Consider the following 19,306-nt stretch of genomic DNA (forward strand, 5'->3'; position numbering starts at 1 on the left):
CCGCGCTGGCGTTAGCGGTGAAAAAGGGTTAGCACGGGCCCGTTGAAATTGGCGCCCAGGAGTCTTCCGGCAGAACGAAAATAGGACTCTGGGTGGGGAAGGAGCGAGGCGTGGCAACCAGGTTCGTGCGCAGCACGATGGCTGTGGCCCTCGTCTTCGTTTTGGCGGTTGCTTACCGAATTGTCACACGTTCTGGCATGCTCACCCGCATCGAACCGCATTTCGCCGGCAGTTGTCGGGTGGTTACCGGAGTAATAGGAGCTGAAGACGTGACCATCGATGGGCCCGCAATGGTGGCGTTTCTTTCCGCGCAAGACCGCCGAGCGTGGCGCGGAGGCCAAGGACCCCGTGGGGAACTTTACGCTTTGGATTTGAACGCCGCGGATGCGAGGCCGCGTGCCTTGACTCGTGGAGAGCCGGCGGACTTTCATCCCCACGGGTTGTCGTTGTGGAGAAGCGACGACGGCCAGCGGTGGTTGTTTGTCATCAACCACAGGTCGGACGGTAGCCACACGGTGGAAGTCTTCGAGGTAGGCGCCGAGGAACTCGAGCATGTGCGCACGGTGCGGTATCAGGAACTCATCTCGCCCAACGACCTCGTTGCCGTGGATCGCGAGCGCTTTTTCGCGACCAACGATCGCGGCGTGCCGGAGCCGGGATGGCGTCAGACGTTGGAGCTCTATTTGGCCTTGCCGTGGTCGACCGTGTCATACTTCGATGGGCGGCACAGTGGGATTGTCATGCGGGGGCTGGCGTTGGCGAACGGCATTGCCCGCAGCAGCGACGGCACGACGCTCTACATTGCCGAGTGCTTAGGCCGGGCGATTCACGTCATGCGGCGGCAGCCGGAGTCGGGGGCATTGTCTGAATTCAAGCGCATCGACCTCCCCGCTTGTCCAGACAACATCGAAGTTGACGACCAGGGGCAATTGTGGGTCGCTACTCACCCGCGGCTGTTCGACCTCGTTGCGCATAGTGAGGATGCGGCAAAGCGTGCGCCCTCACAGGTGTTTCGCATCGACCCGCACAGCGGCAACGTGTCGGAAGTCTATTTGTCCGATGGGAATCCGCTCTCAGCGGCAAGCACGGCTGCTGTGTGGGGGCGGACGATGGTGCTGGGTGCCATTTTCGACCCGCAGGTGCTCGTGTGCACGCTGCCTTAAGAGCAAGTTAAGGTTCGGCTTGAAGTCCGAGAGCGGCGGAGACAACGCCGAACAGCTCGCTTTGATCGTGCGGGCCTTGAAGGCGTTCGCTGAACGGCCCGAAGGCAAACAGCGGCACATCGGTGCCCGTATGGGTTTGCGAGCCGCCGGGAGCATTGGTGGCGTAGCCGAGTGTGAGCAAGGCGCCTTCGTTGGTGATGAGTGTGCTTAGGAGGCCGGGATAGTGCGCGCCAGCCAGCGGATGGGGAACGATTTGTGTGGCGTGTGAGTGGTCGGCAGTGACGATCACCAGTGTGTTGCCGTGCTCCTGCGCATAGGCCAGCACGAGTTCCACGGTACGGTCGAGTTCGGCGGTCTCGCCAATTTGGCCACACGGATCGGCGGCATGCGCAGATTTATCGATGTTGGCGCCTTCGACTTGGATGAAAAATGGACGGCGCCGCTCGGCGGCCAGGCGCTCGACCACTTCTAGAGCTTTGCGGGTCATGGCTTCGAGTGTGGGTTGCCCCGGTTGCCGGCCTGCTGCAGTGCAGCGTTGTGGGCCACTGCCGGGGTGAAGCTTGGCCGGATCTCCCCTCCACAACCGGTCTAGGTCTCCGTGCGCAAACAGGCCGAGAATCGGTGGCGTGAGCGGTTGCGCAAGCTCGTCGCTGTGAGTCAACAGGGTGAAGCCGCGTGTGCGCGCTTGTTCGAGGAGGGTCGACTCCTTCTCCCCGTTGCCGACTCGTTGTTCGAACCGCTGCCGCCCGCCACCGAGCACAACTTCGGCACGCTGGTCGAGGATTTGCTCGGCAATCGAGCCTGGCCCGCCGTTTTCGCGGCGAAACTCGGGGCACAGTTTCATGTCGGCGGGGCCTTGGCAGAGCCGCTGGTTGACGTGCGCGAGCAAGGCAGCGGGGGTGGCGTCGGTGACTTCGGAGGTGGTCACGATCGCCACGGGAACGTGCGCTGCGCGGCTGAGCTCCACGAGTGTGGGCAGCGGTTCTCCACTTTGGGGCGCGGTGGACAAGCGCCCGACGCTGGTTTTGTGCCCTGTCGACCACGCTGTTGCGCTCGCTGCTGAGTCGATTACATAGTCGGGCAGGCGGGGGTTGTTCTCGACGACTGCAAAGGTGGAGAGCCGGCCGTGCACCGGAAGTTGCTCCATTTTCAAGCGGCCAGAGCCGCCGACGAGATAGTTGCGGGCTGCGGTGAGTTCGGCATCGCCCATGCCATCGCCAATGAGCAAAATCACGTTGACGGGGCCGCGACCATGACGCTGCACCTCGCGACGTGCCGCGGTGCAGCTCGCCAGCATGCTAGCAACAAGTGCTGGGATCAAAAGCAACATCCTGAGAGGCAAACGCATGATTACAGAGGAGGCAGTTCTTGGGTGTGGCGATCCCACGCGATGTCGCGGACCACGCCGTCGAAGTCGAAAATCACCAGAACACGGTCTCGGGTTTCGAACCGGCGCGTGTAGGTGAACCAGTTCGTGCCGGTAATTGGGTCGCGCAGGCGGAATGCGGAGTAGTTCAGTCGCGCATAGGTGTAAACAAAAGCATCACCGTTCGTTTGGTGGAAAATTTGCGTAGGGGGTCCGAATTCGCGTAACACGTCGCTGCGCGTGGATTTCCCGGGAACGATGTTTGCCGCATTCCCGCGCAGAGGTGAGTCCTGGTACGTCCGGGCAACCGTGCAACCACTCGCCAGCAGTGCGCTGATGCACAGTGCAAGCAGAAGCGTCAGGCTGTGTGCTGCCATCGACCTCAACGCGCCGAGCGAGACAAGAAGCCGAAACGCGGTAACTCCGCGGTTCCTTTGCGGAAGGCGAAGTCTTCGACGCGGTTATCTCCGTCGAAGAAGATCACCAAGGTATCGTTCTTTTGGTCGAACTCCGCGTAATTGAACAGCAGGAGCACGAGGGCCATGGCATTCGCGCGCGAGTAGGTGTAGCGGAACCAGCGCGCGGTAACGATCCGCTCCACGGGCGGTTTTTCCCCTCGGCGGGTAAGGAACGGCTCGAAAGGCACGCCAATAGCCGTGAGCTCGCGGGCATCGATTTCTTGCGGGGGCCCGAACATTTGCAGCACTTCGGTTTTCGTGCTGACACCGCGCTGTAAGCGGGCGATTTTGGCTTCGTCCAAGGGGTGGTCTCGATAGACTCGCCCCATGACACAGCCACCGGCGACCGCACTTGCGCAAATCGCCAGCGCAGCCGTCAACCACACCCGACCCTGTTGAATCATTGGACCCTCGCCTACCGATCTTCAATATCTGACGTTGCGCGTGTTACAAGACGTAGCCGCGCGGCCCGGCGGCGACCAGGATGGGATCGCTGTAATGCAGGGCTTGTTGCGCGTCGATTTCGATACGTTGCAGAGTGATCTCGAAGCGTTGCAGGGGGCAGTGGATCAGCACAGCAAGCGTGGCCCCCGATTCGTGCCGCACCACTGCGGGTTCGTAGCGGTCGACCGCCCGCAGCACTTGCCACTCTGGGGCGGCTGTGAGTTGGGCCAGTTCCTCGAGACTAGCGACGACGTGCGAGTACGCCCAGCGCGCGCTGGCCCACAGCTCCTGCATGACGAACCAGTAATCGAAGTATCCTTCAGCGGTGCGGGGGAACGAGAAGTGCCGGTACAACAGTTGCACATCTTGGGTAGGCGTGCCGCGTTCCACCGCTCCCATCGTATCGGGAGGTGGGTGCCACTCGAGGAGGCGTTGTAGCGCATCCACTGGCGTGCCCTTACGCGCCACAAACGGACGCACTCGCAGGTCAGCCCCGAACTGCCCGTAGCAGCGATAGCGAACGTGGTAATCGGGAGAGAGTTGCACAGACGGAAACGCTCGCAGCAGCTCTTCGGCATTCGTTTCGAACCAAGTTTCCCAGTAGCGGGCATCGAAACGAGAGGGTGCAACGCCGACCCGGCTGCCGGTTTGCTCGCGGACTTCTTGAATCCGCTGCCGACACGCACGCACATGCGCCTCGGAGACGAACTCGACTGTGACATCCGGAGGTGGGCCTTCAACGGGCATAAGCAGGCTCCTAGCGGCCGTGGGTAGGTATCGGAAGCGACCTCCGCGTCGGACTTTCGCGAGCTTGCCGCGGAGATAGCTGGCAGCACCCGCTCAAGCGGGCTCGTTGGAACCATCCGGAAACCGCGCCGGCTGTCCGCAACGGTTCCTTTTCGCCTGTTTCCTGCGCCTGCTCGCCTCCGTTCAGACTGACGGTGGGATTCAAGCGCGGGGCGTTGCACACTCGTTGCTATCGATGCCCCCGAGCTTAACGAGAGCGTGCGTTCAACTCTGCGGATGGGGGAACGGCTACGTGGACGAAATCCGGTTCGAGCTGCCAAAGCCAGGGGCGAGCACCCCGAGCCATGGAACGAGCACGACGAAGCCCCCGACCAGGTCCAGCATGCCGTAAGTCGACGCAAGTTGCTTGATCGTGGCCGATCCTGTCCGGTCTCCGGCTTGGGCGATGACGTTATGAGACTTTTTCGTGGAAAGATTAACGCTCACTGTGCCCCGGCCCACGGGACAGCCGTCGATCGAGATTTGCGCACTTGGATCCGACGCCTGGATGGTGATGGTCTGGGTTCCCGGACCCATGAAGGAACATCCACTTTGTGCGAGAAACACGAAGGTCATTAAGATGGTGCTGAATTGCGTGACCCGCTTTTTCATGGCCTCATCCCCTTTTCTAGCTGGTGCGGTTCGACACCACCCCAAGAATTTTGCGGCGCGCTGCTACGACGGGGCAAGAAAGTCAACACCAAGAGGCGGTCTCGATCCTCGCTCGCATGGGCTTGCATTGTGCGGCCAAGATAGGTACACGGCGACCTGCGACATAGGCCGAGTCCCTGGAGACAGGGAGCGGGGGACCCAAGATTTTGGGGTGAATCCCGAGGCCGAGTAGAAAACTCGACCGAAGGTAGGGTAACTCTTTGAGCCCGAACCCGGCAGCTAACCTCGTAGGCCTTCAAGGAGAGGCGCCGACAACTGGCACGGGTCACACGCCTTTGTCAGAGCCGGCAGCAAGCAGTTGTGCGGTGGGACGTGGCCTCTCCCGGTATGTCGCGGAAAGGAGAGGACGACGGTGAACCACGCACGACGGAAAGGATGGCTTGCTGTACCGGTGGTGATCTCCTGTCTTCTGCTGGGAACTCCAGCAATCGCCGCGAAGCCACGCGCCGCAACCCATCCAGCGGCAAACAAGGCGGTGAAGTTCGAACGACACGTCGTGGCGAGCGGGGAAACTCTCACCGGCATTTTGGCCGAGCGGGGTTTACAGCCAAGCGAAATTCTCCGCTGGGACGAGGCCATGCATGCCGCTGCCGGGGAGTTTCTGTTGAGCCCAGGGCACGTCTTGCGGTTGGAGTTTCGCGGCCCGACCTTGATGGGGTTGAGCTACGAAGTTGACGATTGTGTGCGGGTGACCGTGACGCGGCGCGGGAAACATCTCTTGGGAAAAACCGAGCCTTTGCAAGCGCGCGTACGTATGGTGGCGCGTGAAGGAGTGGTGACGAAATCCTTCTCCGCGGCGGCCCGGCAGGCTGGGATTCCGGAGGCGATCCTTTCAAAAATGGCCGACGTGTTGGGTTGGGAGTTCGATTTTCGTCGCGTGCGGCCAGGCGACCGATTCCGCGTACTTTACGAGGAGCGAACCAGCGTGGATGGGCGCCCGCTATCGCCGGGCAAGCTGCTGGCCGCCGAGATTCGTAGCGGGAAGCACGTAGTGCAGGCCTTCTTTTACAACGATGGCGGGGAAGGCGTGTACGTTGACGGGAAGGGCCGTACTATTGCGAACGGCTTCTTACGATTTCCCGTAGAATTTACCCGGATTTCCTCTCATTTCTCCCGCCAGCGATTTCACCCGGTCTTGCATGTGGCGCGCGCTCATCACGGTGTCGACTTTGCGGCCCCGATTGGCACCCCGGTGCGTGCGGCCGGCGACGGCGTGGTTGTGTCTGCGGGGTGGCAGGGGGATTACGGCAACCAAGTGGAGATCCGGCACGAAAATGGTTGGTCGACCACGTACGCTCATCTGAAAGGGTTTGCGCCTGGCATTAAGGCCGGTCGAGCTGTGCGCCAAGGCGAAGTGATCGGGTGGGTGGGGCAAACCGGGCTGAGCACCGGCCCACACCTTCACTTTGCTCTGTTTCGTAACGGCCAGTACCAGAACCCGTTGACGGCGAAAGTGGAACTCCGCCGCGAGGTCAAAGATCGAGCGCGGTTTGCCGAAGCCAAGCGCACGCTCTTGCGGCAAATTTCTGCCCTCGTGCGCCCGGCTCCCCCGGTAGCGTCAACCATGGTGGCGGCGTTGCCCACATCGCTGCGCCCAGCGATGGTGTCGCTGCAACCTTGAGTAGCGCTTGCCCGCTGTGCAGCGCTGGCGTTGTTACAGCACGTCTCGCGGTTCGTGTCGTTTGGCCGCCGGGTACTTCTCCAACAGTTGCCTTGCTGCCTTGAGGAAAGCGTCTGTTTGATGTCGCGCGGCACCAGTGAGTTGCTCGACCTCGCTCAGAATCCGCTCGATGGTGGCGCGGTCGAGACGTAATTCGGATTGAGCGGCGAGATAACCCGCGAAGTCCCACCGGCTATGCCCTTCGCGCAGGGCAGTAGCCGCTGCCTGTGCCGCTTGTTGAATGAGGGCATGGGCGCGCTCGCGGCCGGCGCCGCGACGCACTGCTTCCATGAGCAGCGTCGTCGTCGCCAAAAACGGTGCGTACCGTTTCCATTCCGTGGCAACGACTGCAGGGAACAAGTGGAAATTCTTCAACACAGCGAGAAAGGTCTCCAACAAACCATCGATCGCAAAAAACACCCCTGGCAATGCCACTCGCCGCACGACCGAACACGAAACGTCGCCTTCGTTCCACTGATCGCCGGCCAGGCCCTCGAGCATCATTGTGTAGCCGCGCAGCACGAGGTGGAGGCCATTGAGGCGCTCGCAACTGCGCGCGTTCATCTTGTGTGGCATGGCCGAGGAGCCAACTTGGCCAGGGGCAAAACCTTCCGAGGCGAGTTCGGCCCCGGCCATCAGGCGTAAAGTTTTCGCAAAGCTGCTCGGTGCCGAGCCGAGCTGCACCAAGATGCCGGCCAAAGCGGCATCCAGGCTGCGCGGGTAGACTTGCCCGACTGCCCCTAGCAACCGCTGGAATCCGAGAAAGCGGAGCACTGCGTGTTCGAGGCATTCGACTTTCGCTGTGTCCCCGTGGAAGAGAGTCAGCAAATCGAGTTGCGTGCCCACAGCCCCTTTAAGCCCCCGCAGCGGGTAGTGCTCGATCCACCACTCCAAGTGGCCGATGGCGAGGAGCAACTCCTCGCCGTACATGGCGAGCCGACGGCCAAAGGTTGTGGGCTGCGCAGGCACGTTATGGGTGCGGGCGGGGAGCACGGTGTCTCGGTACTCTTCGGCTCGTTTGGCGAGCCATCCCCCCGCCGCCACCGCCTTTTCGAGCACCAGGGTTGCCGCGCGGAAAATCTGTAACTGCTCGACATTTTCCGTGAGGTCGCGACTGGTCATTCCCTTATGGATGTGCTCGTAGCCCGCAAGAGCGCAAAACTCCTCGATGCGCGCTTTGACGTCGTGCTTGGTCACCCGCTCGCGGCGGCGAATGCTGTCGAGGTCGACTTGTTCCTTCACACGCTCGTAAGCGGCAATGGCTTCGTCAGGAATGTCCAGGCCAAGTTCTTTTTGCGCCTTCAAAATGGCGATCCAGAGCTCTCGCTCCAGAATGACTTTGCCCCGTGGCGACCAAATGGCCGTCATCTCCGGGCTCGCGTAACGTTCGGCCAAGACGTCTGCTGGCGGCAGGCCAGGTTCACCGTTGGACATTGCGAAGCTTGTTTACGCAACTCCGCAGGCTTCTGCCAGACAAGGGGTGGGTGCGACCGTGGCCGGCCGTTCTTCCGCAGAGACTTCAGTCGCCCGTTGGTGTCCTGACCGGTGAGGGATCGGGCTCCTCGTTTAGCCGTGGAGATGGCGGTGCCGGAGAGGCCGTACCTCTGGCTGTAGGTTTGGCTGTGGGTGTCGAGCGGCGTGCGGCGGGTGAAGCCGTGCGCGTTGTGTAAGCGGTGGCGTGCGGCGTAGGCTGTGGAGTTGAAGGTGTCAGCGCTGACTCGGTTTCGGGCGTGCTTTCGGGGGTCTCTCTCGCGGCAGCACTCGGCGGTGGTGTCGGAGCCACAGTGGCGAGCGCTGCAGGTGTTTGCTCGAGGGAGGCTCTCGCAGAACTTGCCGAAGCCGCACGAGGTTGCGGTTGTTCCGGAGCTACGAGCCAGCCGAAAGCTCCGCTCGGTGCGGTAGGCCTGACTCCCGCAAGCGGCTGATCCCTCCTGCCGGTGGTGCTGGTGGCTGGCGATTGGACCGGCAGCACATCGAGCTGAAATACCAACACGCCGTCCGGCAGGCCGTCGGGATCGAGACGGTCGAGTCCCACACGGTCCACATTCACAAGATCCGCGGGACGCCACTGGAGGGACTCGGGCTCCGCGGGCGAGCTGGAGAAAAAGAAGGCTGCCGTAATCCGTGCGATGGTGCTGCCATCGGTGAACTCAGCGCTGGTCGGATTCGGAACCGTGTTGAGGTCGAAAGATAGTGTGTAAGGAGCAGGATTGGGTACGAAGTTCGTCAGGCCGTATCGACCGTACACCAACACACTGATCCCTGGCGACAGCAAGTCGCCATCGAAGAAAAGGTTCAAAACCAGCGCAGCGGGAAACTCGCCAGGGCGGAACTGCCAGAAGAGATGCGTGACGTGCGCACCAGACCAAAGAGGTAGCCCCAGCCTGCCGCTTCGGTCGCGCAAGCTTCCGTCCGGCGCGAGTGGGAAGGGCATACCTCGGGTTCCGGGAAGGGGCCAGCGAGTAAAACCTAAAGGCCGAGTTCCGTCCGCGTTGCCCGTTTGCCAGATAGGGCCGATAATTTCCGCCCGCTCATCGGCTCCGTAGAGAAGCACGCCGCTGAGATTGAGCCCTTTTGCGGAAACAGCTGCAAGGAGGCAAATTTCGAGCACGAGGGTGAATGCGAGGCCGCGTCCTCGCAGAAGTTTAGGATCCGTTGAATTTTTACAGGCAAAGCTGAGGCGCAGCAGTCGCTTCATGAAACCTGTGGAAGCGCGACTTGTCCGCGTGCCTCGAGCGCGTCCCAAACCGTGTCCGCAAGGGCAAGGAAACTTTGGCTGGCGGGATGCTCTGCCGCAGACAGCACGAGCGGGACGCCGCGCTCTCCGGCCTGCATCAGTTCGGCGACGAGCGGCAGCGCTCCGAGAAACGGGATGCCCAGCTCCTCTGCCATGCGTTGGCCTCCGCCATGACCGAACGGTTCGCTTCTCCCGCCGCAGCTCCGGCACACATGGAAGCTCATGTTCTCGATCACCCCCAGCACCGGCGCCCGTAGTTCGCGAAACATCGCGACGCCGCGACGAACGTCCTCCAGGGCCATGCTTTGCGGGGTGGTGACGATCACTCCACCCGTGAGGGCAAGTTGTTGCGCGATGGTGAGCTGCGCATCACCAGTCCCGGGCGGGAGGTCGAGCACGAGCACATCGAGCTCCCCCCACACCACATCTTGGAAGAATTGCGTCAGGACCTTGGTGATCATCGGGCCCCGCCAAATGACAGGAGTGCCCGGATCGATAAGGAAACCCAAGGAGATAGTTTTCACTCCGTGGGCATCCACGGGCACGATACGCCGGTCAGGTGTCACCGCAGGGCCGCCATGCGCCCCCACCATTTGCGGGACACTCGGGCCGTATATGTCGGCATCGAGCAGGCCTACACGGTGTCCTTTGGCGGCGAGGGCGTATGCCAGGTGGACGGCAACGGTCGACTTGCCCACTCCACCCTTTCCACTGGCCACCGCGAGAGTACGTTCGACGCCCGGGATGGTGCCGCTGGGTCTGGAAGAGGGCCGTGATGCGGGAGCTGGTTGGGTGACCACCACCTCTACCTGCCCCACTCCGGGCATCGCGGCTACGGTGGTCGCTACCGCTTGGCGCAGTTGTTCAATGATGTTGGCGTCGCGGGTGGTGGGAGCTAAGGTCACGGTCACGCCAAACGAGCCCACTTCGATGTCGCGTACGAAACCAAAGCTAACGATATCGCGACCGAGGCCGGGGTACTTCACCCGCTTCAACTGATCGAGGATTTCTTGCGGCGTGGGCATGGTGTTCCGACCATAGCGTGGGTCGGCCCCGGCAGCGAGGTGCAGGCATCGGGGGGATGAGCCGCCAGCGGGGCTCACTCCCTTGCGTGGCGGCGGCAGATTTGGTCCTTGGTCCGAGTAGCGGAGGAAAGGTTGCAGCCGGACGAGGCGAGCGGGATCGAGCAATCGCGGTTCGACGTGTGGCGGGCGCGTCTGGGTTTCGTTTTTGCCCCGCTCGTTTTCCTCGCTGTATGGTGGGCCCCGCTCGGCTTACCGTTACCTGCGCACCGCTTAGCTGCCATCTTGGCTGCCGTGGGGGTGTTGTGGGTGAGCGAAGCAATCCCGATGGCGATGACAGCGTTCGTCGGTGTTTCGGTGGCGGTCGTCGTCGGCGTTGCTCCCGCTAGCGAGGCTTTTGCACCCTTTGCCGATCCCCTGGTGTTCTTATTTGTCGGCTCTTTCATCTTGGCTCGCAGCATTTTCGTGCACGGGCTCGACCGGCGTCTGGCGCTGGGAATCTTGTCGTGGCGAATTGCCAGCAAGAGCCCGTGGTCATTGTTGATGGCCTACTCGGGAACCGCCGCGTTGCTTTCGATGTGGATCAGCAACACGGCCACGGTAGCAATGATGTACCCGATCGGTCTCTCCATCCTCGCTGCATTGGAGCAACAAGAAGGTGGCCGACCGCGAGCCGTACGTCGGTTTGGTGCGGGCTTGTTGTTGTCCTGTGCATTCGGCGCATCGATTGGCGGCCTCGCCACGCCGGTGGGAACGCCTCCCAATCTCATTGGCTTGGGCTTCCTGCGACGGAGCGGCGCAGCGGAAATCCCGTTCTTTAGTTGGATGTTGGTGGCGATGCCGGTGGTTTTCGTACTTTGGTTCTGGATGGTGTTTCGCTTTCGCCATCTGGGGCGCGGCTTGGAACCGGCGCTCATGGCGCTCAGGAGCGAACTTGTGGAGCGGCGGCAGGCCTTGGGCTCGTGGAGTGCTGGCGAGCGCAACACCGTGCTGGCGTTTCTGGTTACGGTGAGCTTGTGGATTGCTCCCGGCGTCGTGGCGCTGTTCTGCGGCCGAGAGCATCCAGCCTATATCTGGCTCATCTCGACGTTCCCAGAAGGAGTGGCCGCGCTCCTAGGTGCGAGCTTGTTGTTTGTCTTGCCCATCGATGCACGACGCAACCGCTTCACATTGACTTGGGAGGAAGCGGCACGCATCGACTGGTGGATTGTGTTCCTTTATGGCGGCGGCTTAGCCCTCGGCAACTTGGCTTTTCATACGGGGCTCGCGGAAGCGGCCGGGCGGGCGCTCACGCAAGCGCTCGGGATCGAGCGACCCTTAGGCTTGTTGTTCACCGCGACGGTAGCCGCGACCGCGCTTTCGGAGACGACGAGCAACACGAGTGCTGCGAATATGGTCGTGCCGGTGGCGATTGCATTTGCTCGAGCGGCCGGAACCGATCCGGTGTTGCCGGCACTCGGGGCCACGATGGCCGCTTCGCTGGGATTTTTGTTGCCCGTGTCCACGCCGACGAACGCCATCGTGTACAGCTCGGGTCGAGTGCCGTTGACGTTCATGATCCGCTACGGTGCTCTTCTCGACCTGGCAGGAATCTTAGTGGTGACCTGCGGCGTAGCCGTGCTTGGGTTGTGGGTGTTGGCACACCGCTAGCGCAGCTCAATGGGATTTGTGAGCACTGCATCGGGGGTGCGCTCGATGCGCGGCTCGCACGTGACCAACCGCAGGCGAATACGCTGGCGTTTAGGCAGGGAACAATGGGGATCGACGGTGCGGAGCTCGAAGTTGTAGCGCTCGGCTGGTTCGCGGATAAGCCAGCAGTGGTCCTCGAGTGCAATTCGCGAATCGAGCGCCACGAGCTCGCCAACAACACAGTCGCTTTGCGAGTCGGCGACGGTGACCGTAGCCGCAATCCGCACGGGCAGCGCGGTGATGCTGTGCAGGCGAATCTGGGCGTTGCCGAGTGACGCGTAGCGGTCGAAGTCGGTTCGGGCGAACATCCGGGCATTGCCCGCAGAAAGATTTTCGCCCACGCGTGAGGTACTTTCTTCCCAAAACCGGGGCGGGCCGACATCGACGTGCAAGAAGCGCTGGCGCTCATAAAAGCCAACGCCGCCAACCTGCTCGGTGCGCAGGCGCAGCCAGAGCTTGCGCAAGTCGATGCCGGGCATGGTGATGTCGGCGGCTAAGGCCTGCGTGTGCAGCGAGGCAAGGGCAACCGCTCGGCCTTGCTCCCCGAGAGCTTCGTTAAACTCTGGACTCCGGTAGCCGGAAAGGAGCACCATCGGACGCGCCCGATAGCGGCTCTGAATGTAGGCGAGGAGCTCGACCAGCCTCAGGGGAATAGGTTGCATACGACCATCGCCGCGCGAACGGAAAAAGCGGTTCAGTTGCGCGAGCGCCTGCGGGTTGTACGAGCCGTCAGCGTGTCGATACTGGATGCGGAGCTGCTCGGAAAAGTGCGCGTGTTCGAGTTCGAGCTGCCCCGTGCCGGCAAAGAAAAAGCGAAGCGGCTGGCGATCATCTCCGGCACGACGCTCACGCCCGCTTTCGGCAAACACGGCAAGTGGCAGCAGAAGCCACAGGAGCACCCAACTCGTTTTGGGGGGCAAACGCACCATGGCAACTTGCAAAGCTTGCGGTCAGCGACGGATCCACTCGGGAGCGCGGCAAAGGTCTTTGGTGATATTTTTCTCGTGCGCTTCGATCGTCCCGCCGCCGATTTCGATGAGCTTGGCGTCGCGCCAGAGTCGCTCGACGACGTATTCGCCCATGTACCCGTAGCCACCCAGCACTTGAATGGCGCGGTCGGCAATGTCCTTCCCCACCCGAGCCGCGAAGAGTTTCGCGCCATCAGCATCCGCGCGGTTGCCCAGGGAACGCAAATCGAGGCGGCGCGCCACGTCGTAGACGTAGCTGCGGGCGGCTCGAAATTCGGCATAGGAGTCACCGATGTAGCGCTGAATTTGCCCGTGCTCGCGTAGTGGCACGCCGAACGCGCGCCGCTCGTTTGCATAACGGACCATGGTTTCGAGGCAGCGCATGGCAATGCCGAGCGACATCGCCGCCAGCGCTAGCCGCTCGATTTCTAGGTTCCGCATCATATGCTGCAGGCTCGCGCCTTCTTCCCCAATCAGATTTACTGCCGGGATGAGGCACTGGTCGAACACCAGCTCGGCAGTCATCGAGGCTCGCATGCCGAGTTTGTCGTGCAGCCGTTGTCCTAAGCTGAAGCCAGGAAAGCCCTTCTCCACGAGAAAGGTACTAATTTTCCCGCCAGTCTTGGCGTAAACGAGGAAGACGTCGCCCAACGTGTGATCGTCCAGTGCGCCATTGGTGATGAACATTTTACGCCCGTTCAGCACGTAATGGTCCCCGCGCCGCTCGGCAGTGCTGCGCATGCCGAGCACATCGGTACCGGCCTCCGGTTCGGTCATGCACATCCCGCCAATCCATTCGCCGGAGATGACCTTAGGGAGGACACGTCGTTTTTGTTCGGCGTTCGCATTGGTGGCAAAGTTGTGCACGAACAGCACCGCATGGGCTAGGTATGCCAGGCAAAAGCCGGGGTCCGACCACGACAAGGCCTCGTGCACGATGACTGCCGCGGTAGCATCTAATCCGGCTCCGCCGTCCTCCGCTGGAACAGTCAAGCCAAGGAGCCCGAGTTCCCCCGCGCGGCGGAAGAGTGCGCGGTTAAAATGCTCTTCTCGATTGTACTCCTGCGCCTGGGGCTCCACTTCCTCGCGCACGAAGGTTTCGACGGTGCGCAATAGTAAGCGGTGTTCCTCGGTGGGCGCATAGAGGGGAAACTCTTTCCACGAAGGCAGGGCAGTGTGTGGCTCGCTCATGTGAGCCATTGTCGGCAAGATGCGGCGGAGGAACAAGCCCGTCGGACTTTACCGGGCCGACTTCCGACCGTTACTGTTCGAGCGCCGGCCGTTGCGGCGGACTTGGCTTAAGTCGCGCACCGCACCGCGCGCTGCGCTGGTCGTGAGCAGCGCGTACGCTTGTAGCGCTGGCGAGACCGCGCGCTGGCGGTTGCGCGGCGTCCACGCGGCGGCTCCTCGCTCGATTTCGGCAATGCGCCGCTGTTTGAGTTCGGCCTTGTCCACAAGCAGTTCGATCTTGCGTTGGGGAATGTCGATGCGGATGCGGTCCCCGTCGCGGACGAGCGCGATCGCGCCGCCTTCGGCCGCTTCCGGTGAGATATGCCCGATGCTCAGTCCCGAAGTGCCGCCGCTGAAACGACCATCGGTAACCAATGCGCACACTTTACCGAGTTGTTTGGCCTTGATGTAGGAGGTCGGGTACAGCATTTCTTGCATGCCCGGCCCACCCTTGGGCCCTTCGTAGCGAATGACGACGACGTCGCCCGGGCGAATCTTGTCGTTCAAGATCGCGTGGCAGGCTTCCTCTTGCGACTCGAACACGCGAGCCGGTCCCTCGAACGTCCAGATCGATTCGTCGACACCCGCGGTCTTCACGATGCAACCATCGGGAGCCAGGTTGCCGTAAAGAACGGCAAGCCCACCATCCTGGCTGTACGCGTGCTCCAGGCTGCGAATACAACCGCTCACCCGGTCGCTGTCGAGTTCGGCATAATAGGTTGCCTGCGAGAAAGCCACTGTCGTGCGCACACCGCCGGGAGCAGCAAGCGAGCGCTGGCGTGCCTCGGGTGAAGCCGTGGGGCGGCGAACGTCATTCCGGTCGATGGCTTCTCCCATCGTTCGGCTATGGACCGTGGGCACGTCACGATGGATGAGCCCGCCACGATCGAGTTCCCCGAGGATGGTGAAAATGCCGCCAGCGCGATTCACGTCCTCGATGTGGTAATGCGAGGAAGGGGCGACCTTGCAAATATTGGGCACCCGGCGCGACAAGCGGTCGATATCCCGCATCGTGAACGGCACGCCCGCTTCATGCGCAATCGCCAAGATATGCAGCACGGTGTTCGTCGAGCCGCCCATGGCGATATCTAGGGTCATGGCGTTTTCGAACGCCTCGAAGGTCGCGATGCTGCGGGGGAGCACACTAGTGTCACCCTGCTCGTAATAGCGCCGCGCCATCTCGACGATGAGCCGGCCAGCGGTTTCGAAGAGTTGCCAGCGAGCTGCATGGGTGGCCACGATGGTGCCGTTTCCCGGCAAGGCCAGACCCAAGGCTTCGTTCAGGCAGTTCATGCTGTTGGCCGTGAACATCCCGGAGCAGGATCCGCAGGTGGGGCATGCGGATCGCTCCATTTCGAGAAGTTCCGCGTCGCTCACACGATCGTCCCCCGCCGCGATCATCGGATCGATCAGATCCAGTTTGCGCGGAGGCAGAGGGTTTCCATGTTCGTCGTGGGTGCCGGCTGAGGTGCCCGCCTCCATCGGACCACCGGAGACGAAGATGGTCGGAATGTTCAGCCGCATGGCTGCCATGAGCATCCCTGGGGTAATCTTGTCGCAGTTCGAGATGCATACGAGGGCATCAGCCACGTGGGCTTGGACCATGTATTCAACGCTGTCGGCAATCAAATCGCGGCTCGGCAGCGAGTAAAGCATGCCGCCGTGGCCCATGGCGATGCCGTCGTCAACGGCGATGGTGTTGAACTCCACGCCCCAGCCGCCAGCAGCATCGATCACCTTTTTCAGCCGCTGGCCCACATCGTGCAGGTGGACATGGCCGGGTACGAACTGAGTGAAGCTATTGGCGATCGCGATAATCGGCTTTTGGAAGTCAGCATCCTGCATGCCGGTGGCACGCCACAACGCACGCGCCCCCGCCATGTGTCGCCCTTGGGTGGTCACCCGGCTGCGGTAGGGATTCATGGCTACCAGTGTAGTGCGACGGGCGGCGGCAAGCAACGAAGGACGGAACTGCGCAGGGCCTCGGCTCAGTCCTCGTCGGGCAAGGGTTCGGCCGGTGGGGCGTACTCCTTACCTTCTTCGATGGCCTCCACCACGTCCTCGGTTTGCGGCGGCTCCGGCCGCACCTCGACCGCCGGTGGGACGACCGGCTTGTCCCGATCCTCTCGCTCCCACAGGAGCTCGCTGATTTGCAACCGGTCGACAATTTCCTGCACGCCGGCGACATCGGTTAACAGCTTCAGCAGGATTTGGTGCTCAAGCTCGCTCGGTAGGGCGCCTTCGAGATACACCACCCCGTGGCGAGCCACGATGCGAAGCTCTTCCATGTCGACGCGCCCGTCTTCGCGCACAGTGTCGCGCAAAGCCTCTTCGAGCTCGCGGTCGGAGAGCAATTCGAGATCACCGGGCAGCCCCCCGCGCTTAGGCGTGGCCTCCTCTTCTTCTTCCGTCGCTTCGGGAACTTCTTTTTCCCGACGTTCGGCGCATTTAACACAGTAAGGTGTTTGCGGGATGGCACGCAGCCGAGCGATGGGAATTTTTCCGCCGCAGTCGACGCAAACCCCGTAGCTCCCTTCGGCAATGCGGCGGAGGGCATCCTCAATCAGGGCAAGCTCACGGCGTTCGTGTTCGCCGAGCCGATCGTAAAGCCGCGCTGCGCGTTCCTCCTGAGCGAGTTCTTCGAGCTCGGCCTCCCGCTCGGCAGCAATGGCTGCCAGGTCGGCCTCGGTTTCGGCCACGGCGTGCAGCAAGGCCGCACGTTGTTTGCGCAGCTCTCGGGCCAGTTTCAATAGCTCGCTTTCTTTCATAACAGGGTTCCTTCTGAGTCTTTCGCTGCGAACGCTGGTTTGACTTACCTCAGTGCAACCTGCCTCAGGCCAACTTGGTTTCTCGGCGGCAGCATCATCGCACATCCAGAGGCGGTGCGGAACTGCCTTCGAGCGCGTTCCGCACCGCTGTTAACCGATTCGCAAAAACCGTTTATGCGGCCTGCACTTCGATCTTCTTCGGCCGCTTCCCAGGCTCTTCGGTTTTCGGCAGACGAATTTCGAGGACGCCATCTTTGAGGGTTGCGCTGGCGGCGTCAGCCTTCACTTCAACTGGCAAAGTAATCGTGCGCGTAAACGAGCCAAAGGTTCGTTCGCTACGGTAGTAGTCCTTTTCCTTCACCTCCTCGCTCCGTTGCTTTTCGCCCTTAATCGTGAGCGTCTTATCCGTCAGGCTGACCTCGATCTGGTCCTTGGTTAGGCCCGGAAGTTCCGCCTTGACGACGACGTCATCTCCTTCCTCGTAAACGTCAACCGCTGGGACCTTGAGTTCGAACTCACGAAGCGGCCGCCAGACCTCTGGCCACTCGATCCGTGGCCACGGGAACCTCGGTAAGTCGGAAAAGAAGCGCTCCACAAAGCGCTCGAACGGGTCGACGACTACCCGCTCGACGGGCGCCGCGCGTACCGGGACAACTTCGCCCCCGCGGTTGCTTTGTTTCTTGGTTCCCTTCGCTTTGGCCTTTGCCATGTACGTCATCCTCCTTTCTTTTTTTCGCGCTGCCAAGATTTGTTCGATTCGTGTCCGCCGCAAGTGCTTCGCAATTCCGAAGCCAAAAATTTTCCTTGCGTCCCAGGCACACGTTTGCTGCACGCTGTTCTTTTTTCCGAGAATCCACCGAGTGGCGCATGCGTCTAGCCGGTGCGGTGGTTTGAACAGCGAAGAGGTGGTTTGGACAGTGAAGAAAACTCCGTTGTTTAAGGGTCACCGGGTTGTTAGTTTGAGCCCGCATTGACGAACTCGCGGGGTTCGCCCCGCGGGGCTTGGCGCCCGCTCTCCCTCTCTTAGCCCCCCTTCGGGAGGGAGGGCGGCGCTGAGCTCACTGCAGCGAGGGCGCGCGCCTCGGCGGTTGCCGTACCCAGTGACGCTGACTGTTATTCGAGTGAATAGTTGGAGTGCCGGCGGAGTGGGCAGCCCTTCGAGGAAAACCTGAGACCAGTATGTCTGCCGGCGGCCACCGGCCACGCCCTCGGATTCCGAGCGCCATCCTGTTTCTCTTTGGTGGATTTGTGGCTAGAAAGCCGGTCCTATCATGAAAGCTGTAGTTCTTTGCGCGGGCCTAGGAACGCGGTTGCGTCCTTTGACCTTCAGCACAGCCAAGCACCTGATTCCTGTGGCGAATAAGCCGGTGTTGTTTTACGGGCTTGAAAGTCTCGTGGAAGTTGGGGTGCGCGAGATTGGCATTGTCGTGAGCCGGGAAAGTCGGCCCGTGATTCAGAACGCTGTCGACGACGGGAGTCGATGGGGGGCAATAGTCACGTACATCGAGCAGGAGAAGCCGCAGGGGCTGGCTCATGCCTGCGCATGTGCGGAGACGTTTGTCGGGGACGAACCTTTCATCATGTACTTAGGGGACAACCTGCTGCCCAATGGCTTGCGAGCGCCAGTGGAGCTCTTCCGGACCAGTAAGGCGAACGCTGTGGTCCTCCTCAAGGAGGTGGATGATCCGTCTCGCTTTGGCATCGCCGAAGTCCAAGGGCAGCGCATCGTGCGCTTGGTAGAGAAGCCGGAGAATCCACCGTCGAACCTCGCCATTGTCGGCGGATACATTTTCGATCGCAATATTTTTGACTCCATCCGCCGCATCAAGCCGTCGTGGCGCGGCGAGTACGAGATTACCGACGCAATCCAAGACTTGGTCGATCGCGGCTTCACCGTAGTGCCCTACATTGTGCCGGGTTGGTGGAAGGACACAGGAAAACCCGAGGACATCTTGGATGCGAACCGGGTGATCTTGGATGGCATGCGCAGCGCCATCGAGGGAGAAGTGGACGCAACCTCGGAACTCAACGGAACGGTGATTGTTGCGCCCGGGGCGGAAATTGTGAACTCGCGAATCCACGGCCCCGTGATTATTGGCAAGGACGCCCGCGTGTTTGATGCTCAAGTGGGCCCGTATGTGTCTCTGGGCGACCGAGTACATGTTCTTCACAGCGTGGTGCGCAACTCGGTGATCATGGAAGACTCGCTCATCGAAAAGGTTGCGGAGCCGGTGTGCGATAGCTTGATCGGTCGCCGCGTACTTCTGCGCGGCACTACCAAGACTTCGGGCCTGCGGGTGCTACTCGGCGATTATTGCGAAGTGGAGCTTGGCAAGTAAACGG

The 19,306-nt window shown here is 61.6% G+C and carries 17 protein-coding genes and 1 riboswitch; of the genes, 4 read left to right on the top strand and 13 right to left on the bottom strand.

Annotation, left to right across the window (positions count from 1 at the left end):
* Positions 1–110: 110 nt before the first annotated feature.
* On the top strand, positions 111–1,163 hold the full coding sequence (locus N3C12_07365; GenBank protein ID MCX8072252.1) for an SMP-30/gluconolactonase/LRE family protein: 1,053 nt from the start codon (positions 111–113) through the stop codon (positions 1,161–1,163).
* A gap of 7 nt (positions 1,164–1,170) precedes the next feature.
* Here the strand turns inward: N3C12_07365 and N3C12_07370 are convergent, their stop codons facing one another.
* The 5 genes from N3C12_07370 to N3C12_07390 all read right to left on the bottom strand — a co-directional run bounded on the left by N3C12_07370 (position 1,171) and on the right by N3C12_07390 (position 4,829).
* Positions 1,171–2,460 (bottom strand): alkaline phosphatase, encoded by a 1,290-nt coding sequence (locus N3C12_07370; GenBank protein MCX8072253.1) that lies wholly within the window; start codon positions 2,458–2,460, stop codon positions 1,171–1,173.
* 53 nt (positions 2,461–2,513) lie between these two features.
* Complete coding sequence (locus tag N3C12_07375) at positions 2,514–2,906, bottom strand: hypothetical protein (protein ID MCX8072254.1); 393 nt, start codon at positions 2,904–2,906, stop codon at positions 2,514–2,516.
* A 5-nt stretch (positions 2,907–2,911) separates the two neighbouring features.
* Positions 2,912–3,391 carry a hypothetical protein gene (locus N3C12_07380; GenBank protein ID MCX8072255.1) on the bottom strand — a complete coding sequence of 160 codons (480 nt, stop codon included), beginning with the start codon at positions 3,389–3,391 and terminating at the stop codon, positions 2,912–2,914.
* 43 nt (positions 3,392–3,434) lie between these two features.
* Complete coding sequence (locus N3C12_07385) at positions 3,435–4,178, bottom strand: hypothetical protein (protein ID MCX8072256.1); 744 nt, start codon at positions 4,176–4,178, stop codon at positions 3,435–3,437.
* A gap of 288 nt (positions 4,179–4,466) precedes the next feature.
* Complete coding sequence (locus N3C12_07390) at positions 4,467–4,829, bottom strand: hypothetical protein (protein MCX8072257.1); 363 nt, start codon at positions 4,827–4,829, stop codon at positions 4,467–4,469.
* A gap of 156 nt (positions 4,830–4,985) precedes the next feature.
* A riboswitch (cyclic di-AMP (ydaO/yuaA leader) is annotated at positions 4,986–5,139 on the top strand.
* A 102-nt stretch (positions 5,140–5,241) separates the two neighbouring features.
* On the opposite strand from N3C12_07390, the gene N3C12_07395 reads away from it, so the two are divergent.
* The gene (locus N3C12_07395) at positions 5,242–6,510 is read left to right on the top strand and encodes a peptidoglycan DD-metalloendopeptidase family protein (GenBank protein MCX8072258.1); all 1,269 of its coding nucleotides are present in this window, start codon (positions 5,242–5,244) and stop codon (positions 6,508–6,510) included.
* 33 nt (positions 6,511–6,543) lie between these two features.
* Here N3C12_07395 and purB read toward each other — a convergent pair whose 3' ends face one another.
* From purB to N3C12_07410, 3 genes are all read right to left on the bottom strand, one after another.
* The gene (purB, locus tag N3C12_07400; GenBank protein ID MCX8072259.1) at positions 6,544–7,962 is read right to left on the bottom strand and encodes an adenylosuccinate lyase; all 1,419 of its coding nucleotides are present in this window, start codon (positions 7,960–7,962) and stop codon (positions 6,544–6,546) included.
* Between the two features lie 106 nt (positions 7,963–8,068).
* Complete coding sequence (locus N3C12_07405) at positions 8,069–9,247, bottom strand: hypothetical protein (protein MCX8072260.1); 1,179 nt, start codon at positions 9,245–9,247, stop codon at positions 8,069–8,071.
* On the bottom strand, positions 9,244–10,311 hold the full coding sequence (locus N3C12_07410; GenBank protein ID MCX8072261.1) for an Mrp/NBP35 family ATP-binding protein: 1,068 nt from the start codon (positions 10,309–10,311) through the stop codon (positions 9,244–9,246). Before N3C12_07410 ends, N3C12_07405 begins: the two co-directional genes overlap by 4 nt.
* Positions 10,312–10,443: 132 nt before the next feature.
* Between N3C12_07410 and N3C12_07415 the strand changes: the two genes are divergently transcribed.
* Complete coding sequence (locus tag N3C12_07415) at positions 10,444–11,958, top strand: DASS family sodium-coupled anion symporter (GenBank protein MCX8072262.1); 1,515 nt, start codon at positions 10,444–10,446, stop codon at positions 11,956–11,958.
* Here N3C12_07415 and N3C12_07420 read toward each other — a convergent pair.
* From N3C12_07420 to N3C12_07440, 5 genes are all read right to left on the bottom strand, one after another.
* Positions 11,955–12,926, bottom strand: a complete 972-nt coding sequence (locus N3C12_07420) for a DUF882 domain-containing protein (protein ID MCX8072263.1) — start codon at positions 12,924–12,926, stop codon at positions 11,955–11,957. The two genes, N3C12_07415 and N3C12_07420, sit on opposite strands and share 4 nt — an antisense overlap.
* Positions 12,927–12,947: 21 nt before the next feature.
* Complete coding sequence (locus N3C12_07425) at positions 12,948–14,156, bottom strand: acyl-CoA dehydrogenase family protein (protein MCX8072264.1); 1,209 nt, start codon at positions 14,154–14,156, stop codon at positions 12,948–12,950.
* 48 nt (positions 14,157–14,204) lie between these two features.
* Entirely contained in the window at positions 14,205–16,118 is a 1,914-nt protein-coding gene (gene ilvD / locus N3C12_07430; protein MCX8072265.1) for a dihydroxy-acid dehydratase, read from the bottom strand.
* A 65-nt stretch (positions 16,119–16,183) separates the two neighbouring features.
* Positions 16,184–16,963: a TraR/DksA C4-type zinc finger protein gene (locus N3C12_07435; GenBank protein ID MCX8072266.1), complete on the bottom strand. Its 780-nt coding sequence runs from the start codon at positions 16,961–16,963 to the stop codon at positions 16,184–16,186.
* A gap of 172 nt (positions 16,964–17,135) precedes the next feature.
* Entirely contained in the window at positions 17,136–17,672 is a 537-nt protein-coding gene (locus N3C12_07440; protein MCX8072267.1) for an Hsp20/alpha crystallin family protein, read from the bottom strand.
* Positions 17,673–18,234: 562 nt separating this feature from the next.
* Between N3C12_07440 and N3C12_07445 the strand changes: the two genes are divergently transcribed.
* Entirely contained in the window at positions 18,235–19,302 is a 1,068-nt protein-coding gene (locus tag N3C12_07445; protein ID MCX8072268.1) for a glucose-1-phosphate thymidylyltransferase, read from the top strand.
* Positions 19,303–19,306: the final 4 nt, after the last annotated feature.

This window comes from Candidatus Binatia bacterium, assembly GCA_026415395.1.
Classification (GTDB): domain Bacteria; phylum Desulfobacterota; class Binatia; order HRBIN30; family HRBIN30; genus HRBIN30.

Excerpts from the sequence above, each read along its gene's own strand:
- N3C12_07370 (MCX8072253.1), bottom strand. The coding sequence starts at position 2,460 with ATGCTGGCGAGCTGCACCGCGGCACGTCGCGAGGTGCAGCGTCATGGT.
- N3C12_07375 (MCX8072254.1), bottom strand. The coding sequence starts at position 2,906 with ATGGCAGCACACAGCCTGACGCTTCTGCTTGCACTGTGCATCAGCGCA.
- N3C12_07380 (MCX8072255.1), bottom strand. The coding sequence starts at position 3,391 with ATGATTCAACAGGGTCGGGTGTGGTTGACGGCTGCGCTGGCGATTTGC.
- N3C12_07385 (MCX8072256.1), bottom strand. The coding sequence starts at position 4,178 with ATGCCCGTTGAAGGCCCACCTCCGGATGTCACAGTCGAGTTCGTCTCC.
- N3C12_07390 (MCX8072257.1), bottom strand. The coding sequence starts at position 4,829 with ATGAAAAAGCGGGTCACGCAATTCAGCACCATCTTAATGACCTTCGTG.
- N3C12_07405 (MCX8072260.1), bottom strand. The coding sequence starts at position 9,247 with ATGAAGCGACTGCTGCGCCTCAGCTTTGCCTGTAAAAATTCAACGGAT.
- N3C12_07410 (MCX8072261.1), bottom strand. The coding sequence starts at position 10,311 with ATGCCCACGCCGCAAGAAATCCTCGATCAGTTGAAGCGGGTGAAGTAC.
- N3C12_07420 (MCX8072263.1), bottom strand. The coding sequence starts at position 12,926 with ATGGTGCGTTTGCCCCCCAAAACGAGTTGGGTGCTCCTGTGGCTTCTG.
- N3C12_07425 (MCX8072264.1), bottom strand. The coding sequence starts at position 14,156 with ATGAGCGAGCCACACACTGCCCTGCCTTCGTGGAAAGAGTTTCCCCTC.
- ilvD (MCX8072265.1), bottom strand. The coding sequence starts at position 16,118 with ATGAATCCCTACCGCAGCCGGGTGACCACCCAAGGGCGACACATGGCG.
- N3C12_07435 (MCX8072266.1), bottom strand. The coding sequence starts at position 16,963 with ATGAAAGAAAGCGAGCTATTGAAACTGGCCCGAGAGCTGCGCAAACAA.
- N3C12_07440 (MCX8072267.1), bottom strand. The coding sequence starts at position 17,672 with ATGGCAAAGGCCAAAGCGAAGGGAACCAAGAAACAAAGCAACCGCGGG.
- N3C12_07445 (MCX8072268.1), top strand. The coding sequence starts at position 18,235 with ATGAAAGCTGTAGTTCTTTGCGCGGGCCTAGGAACGCGGTTGCGTCCT.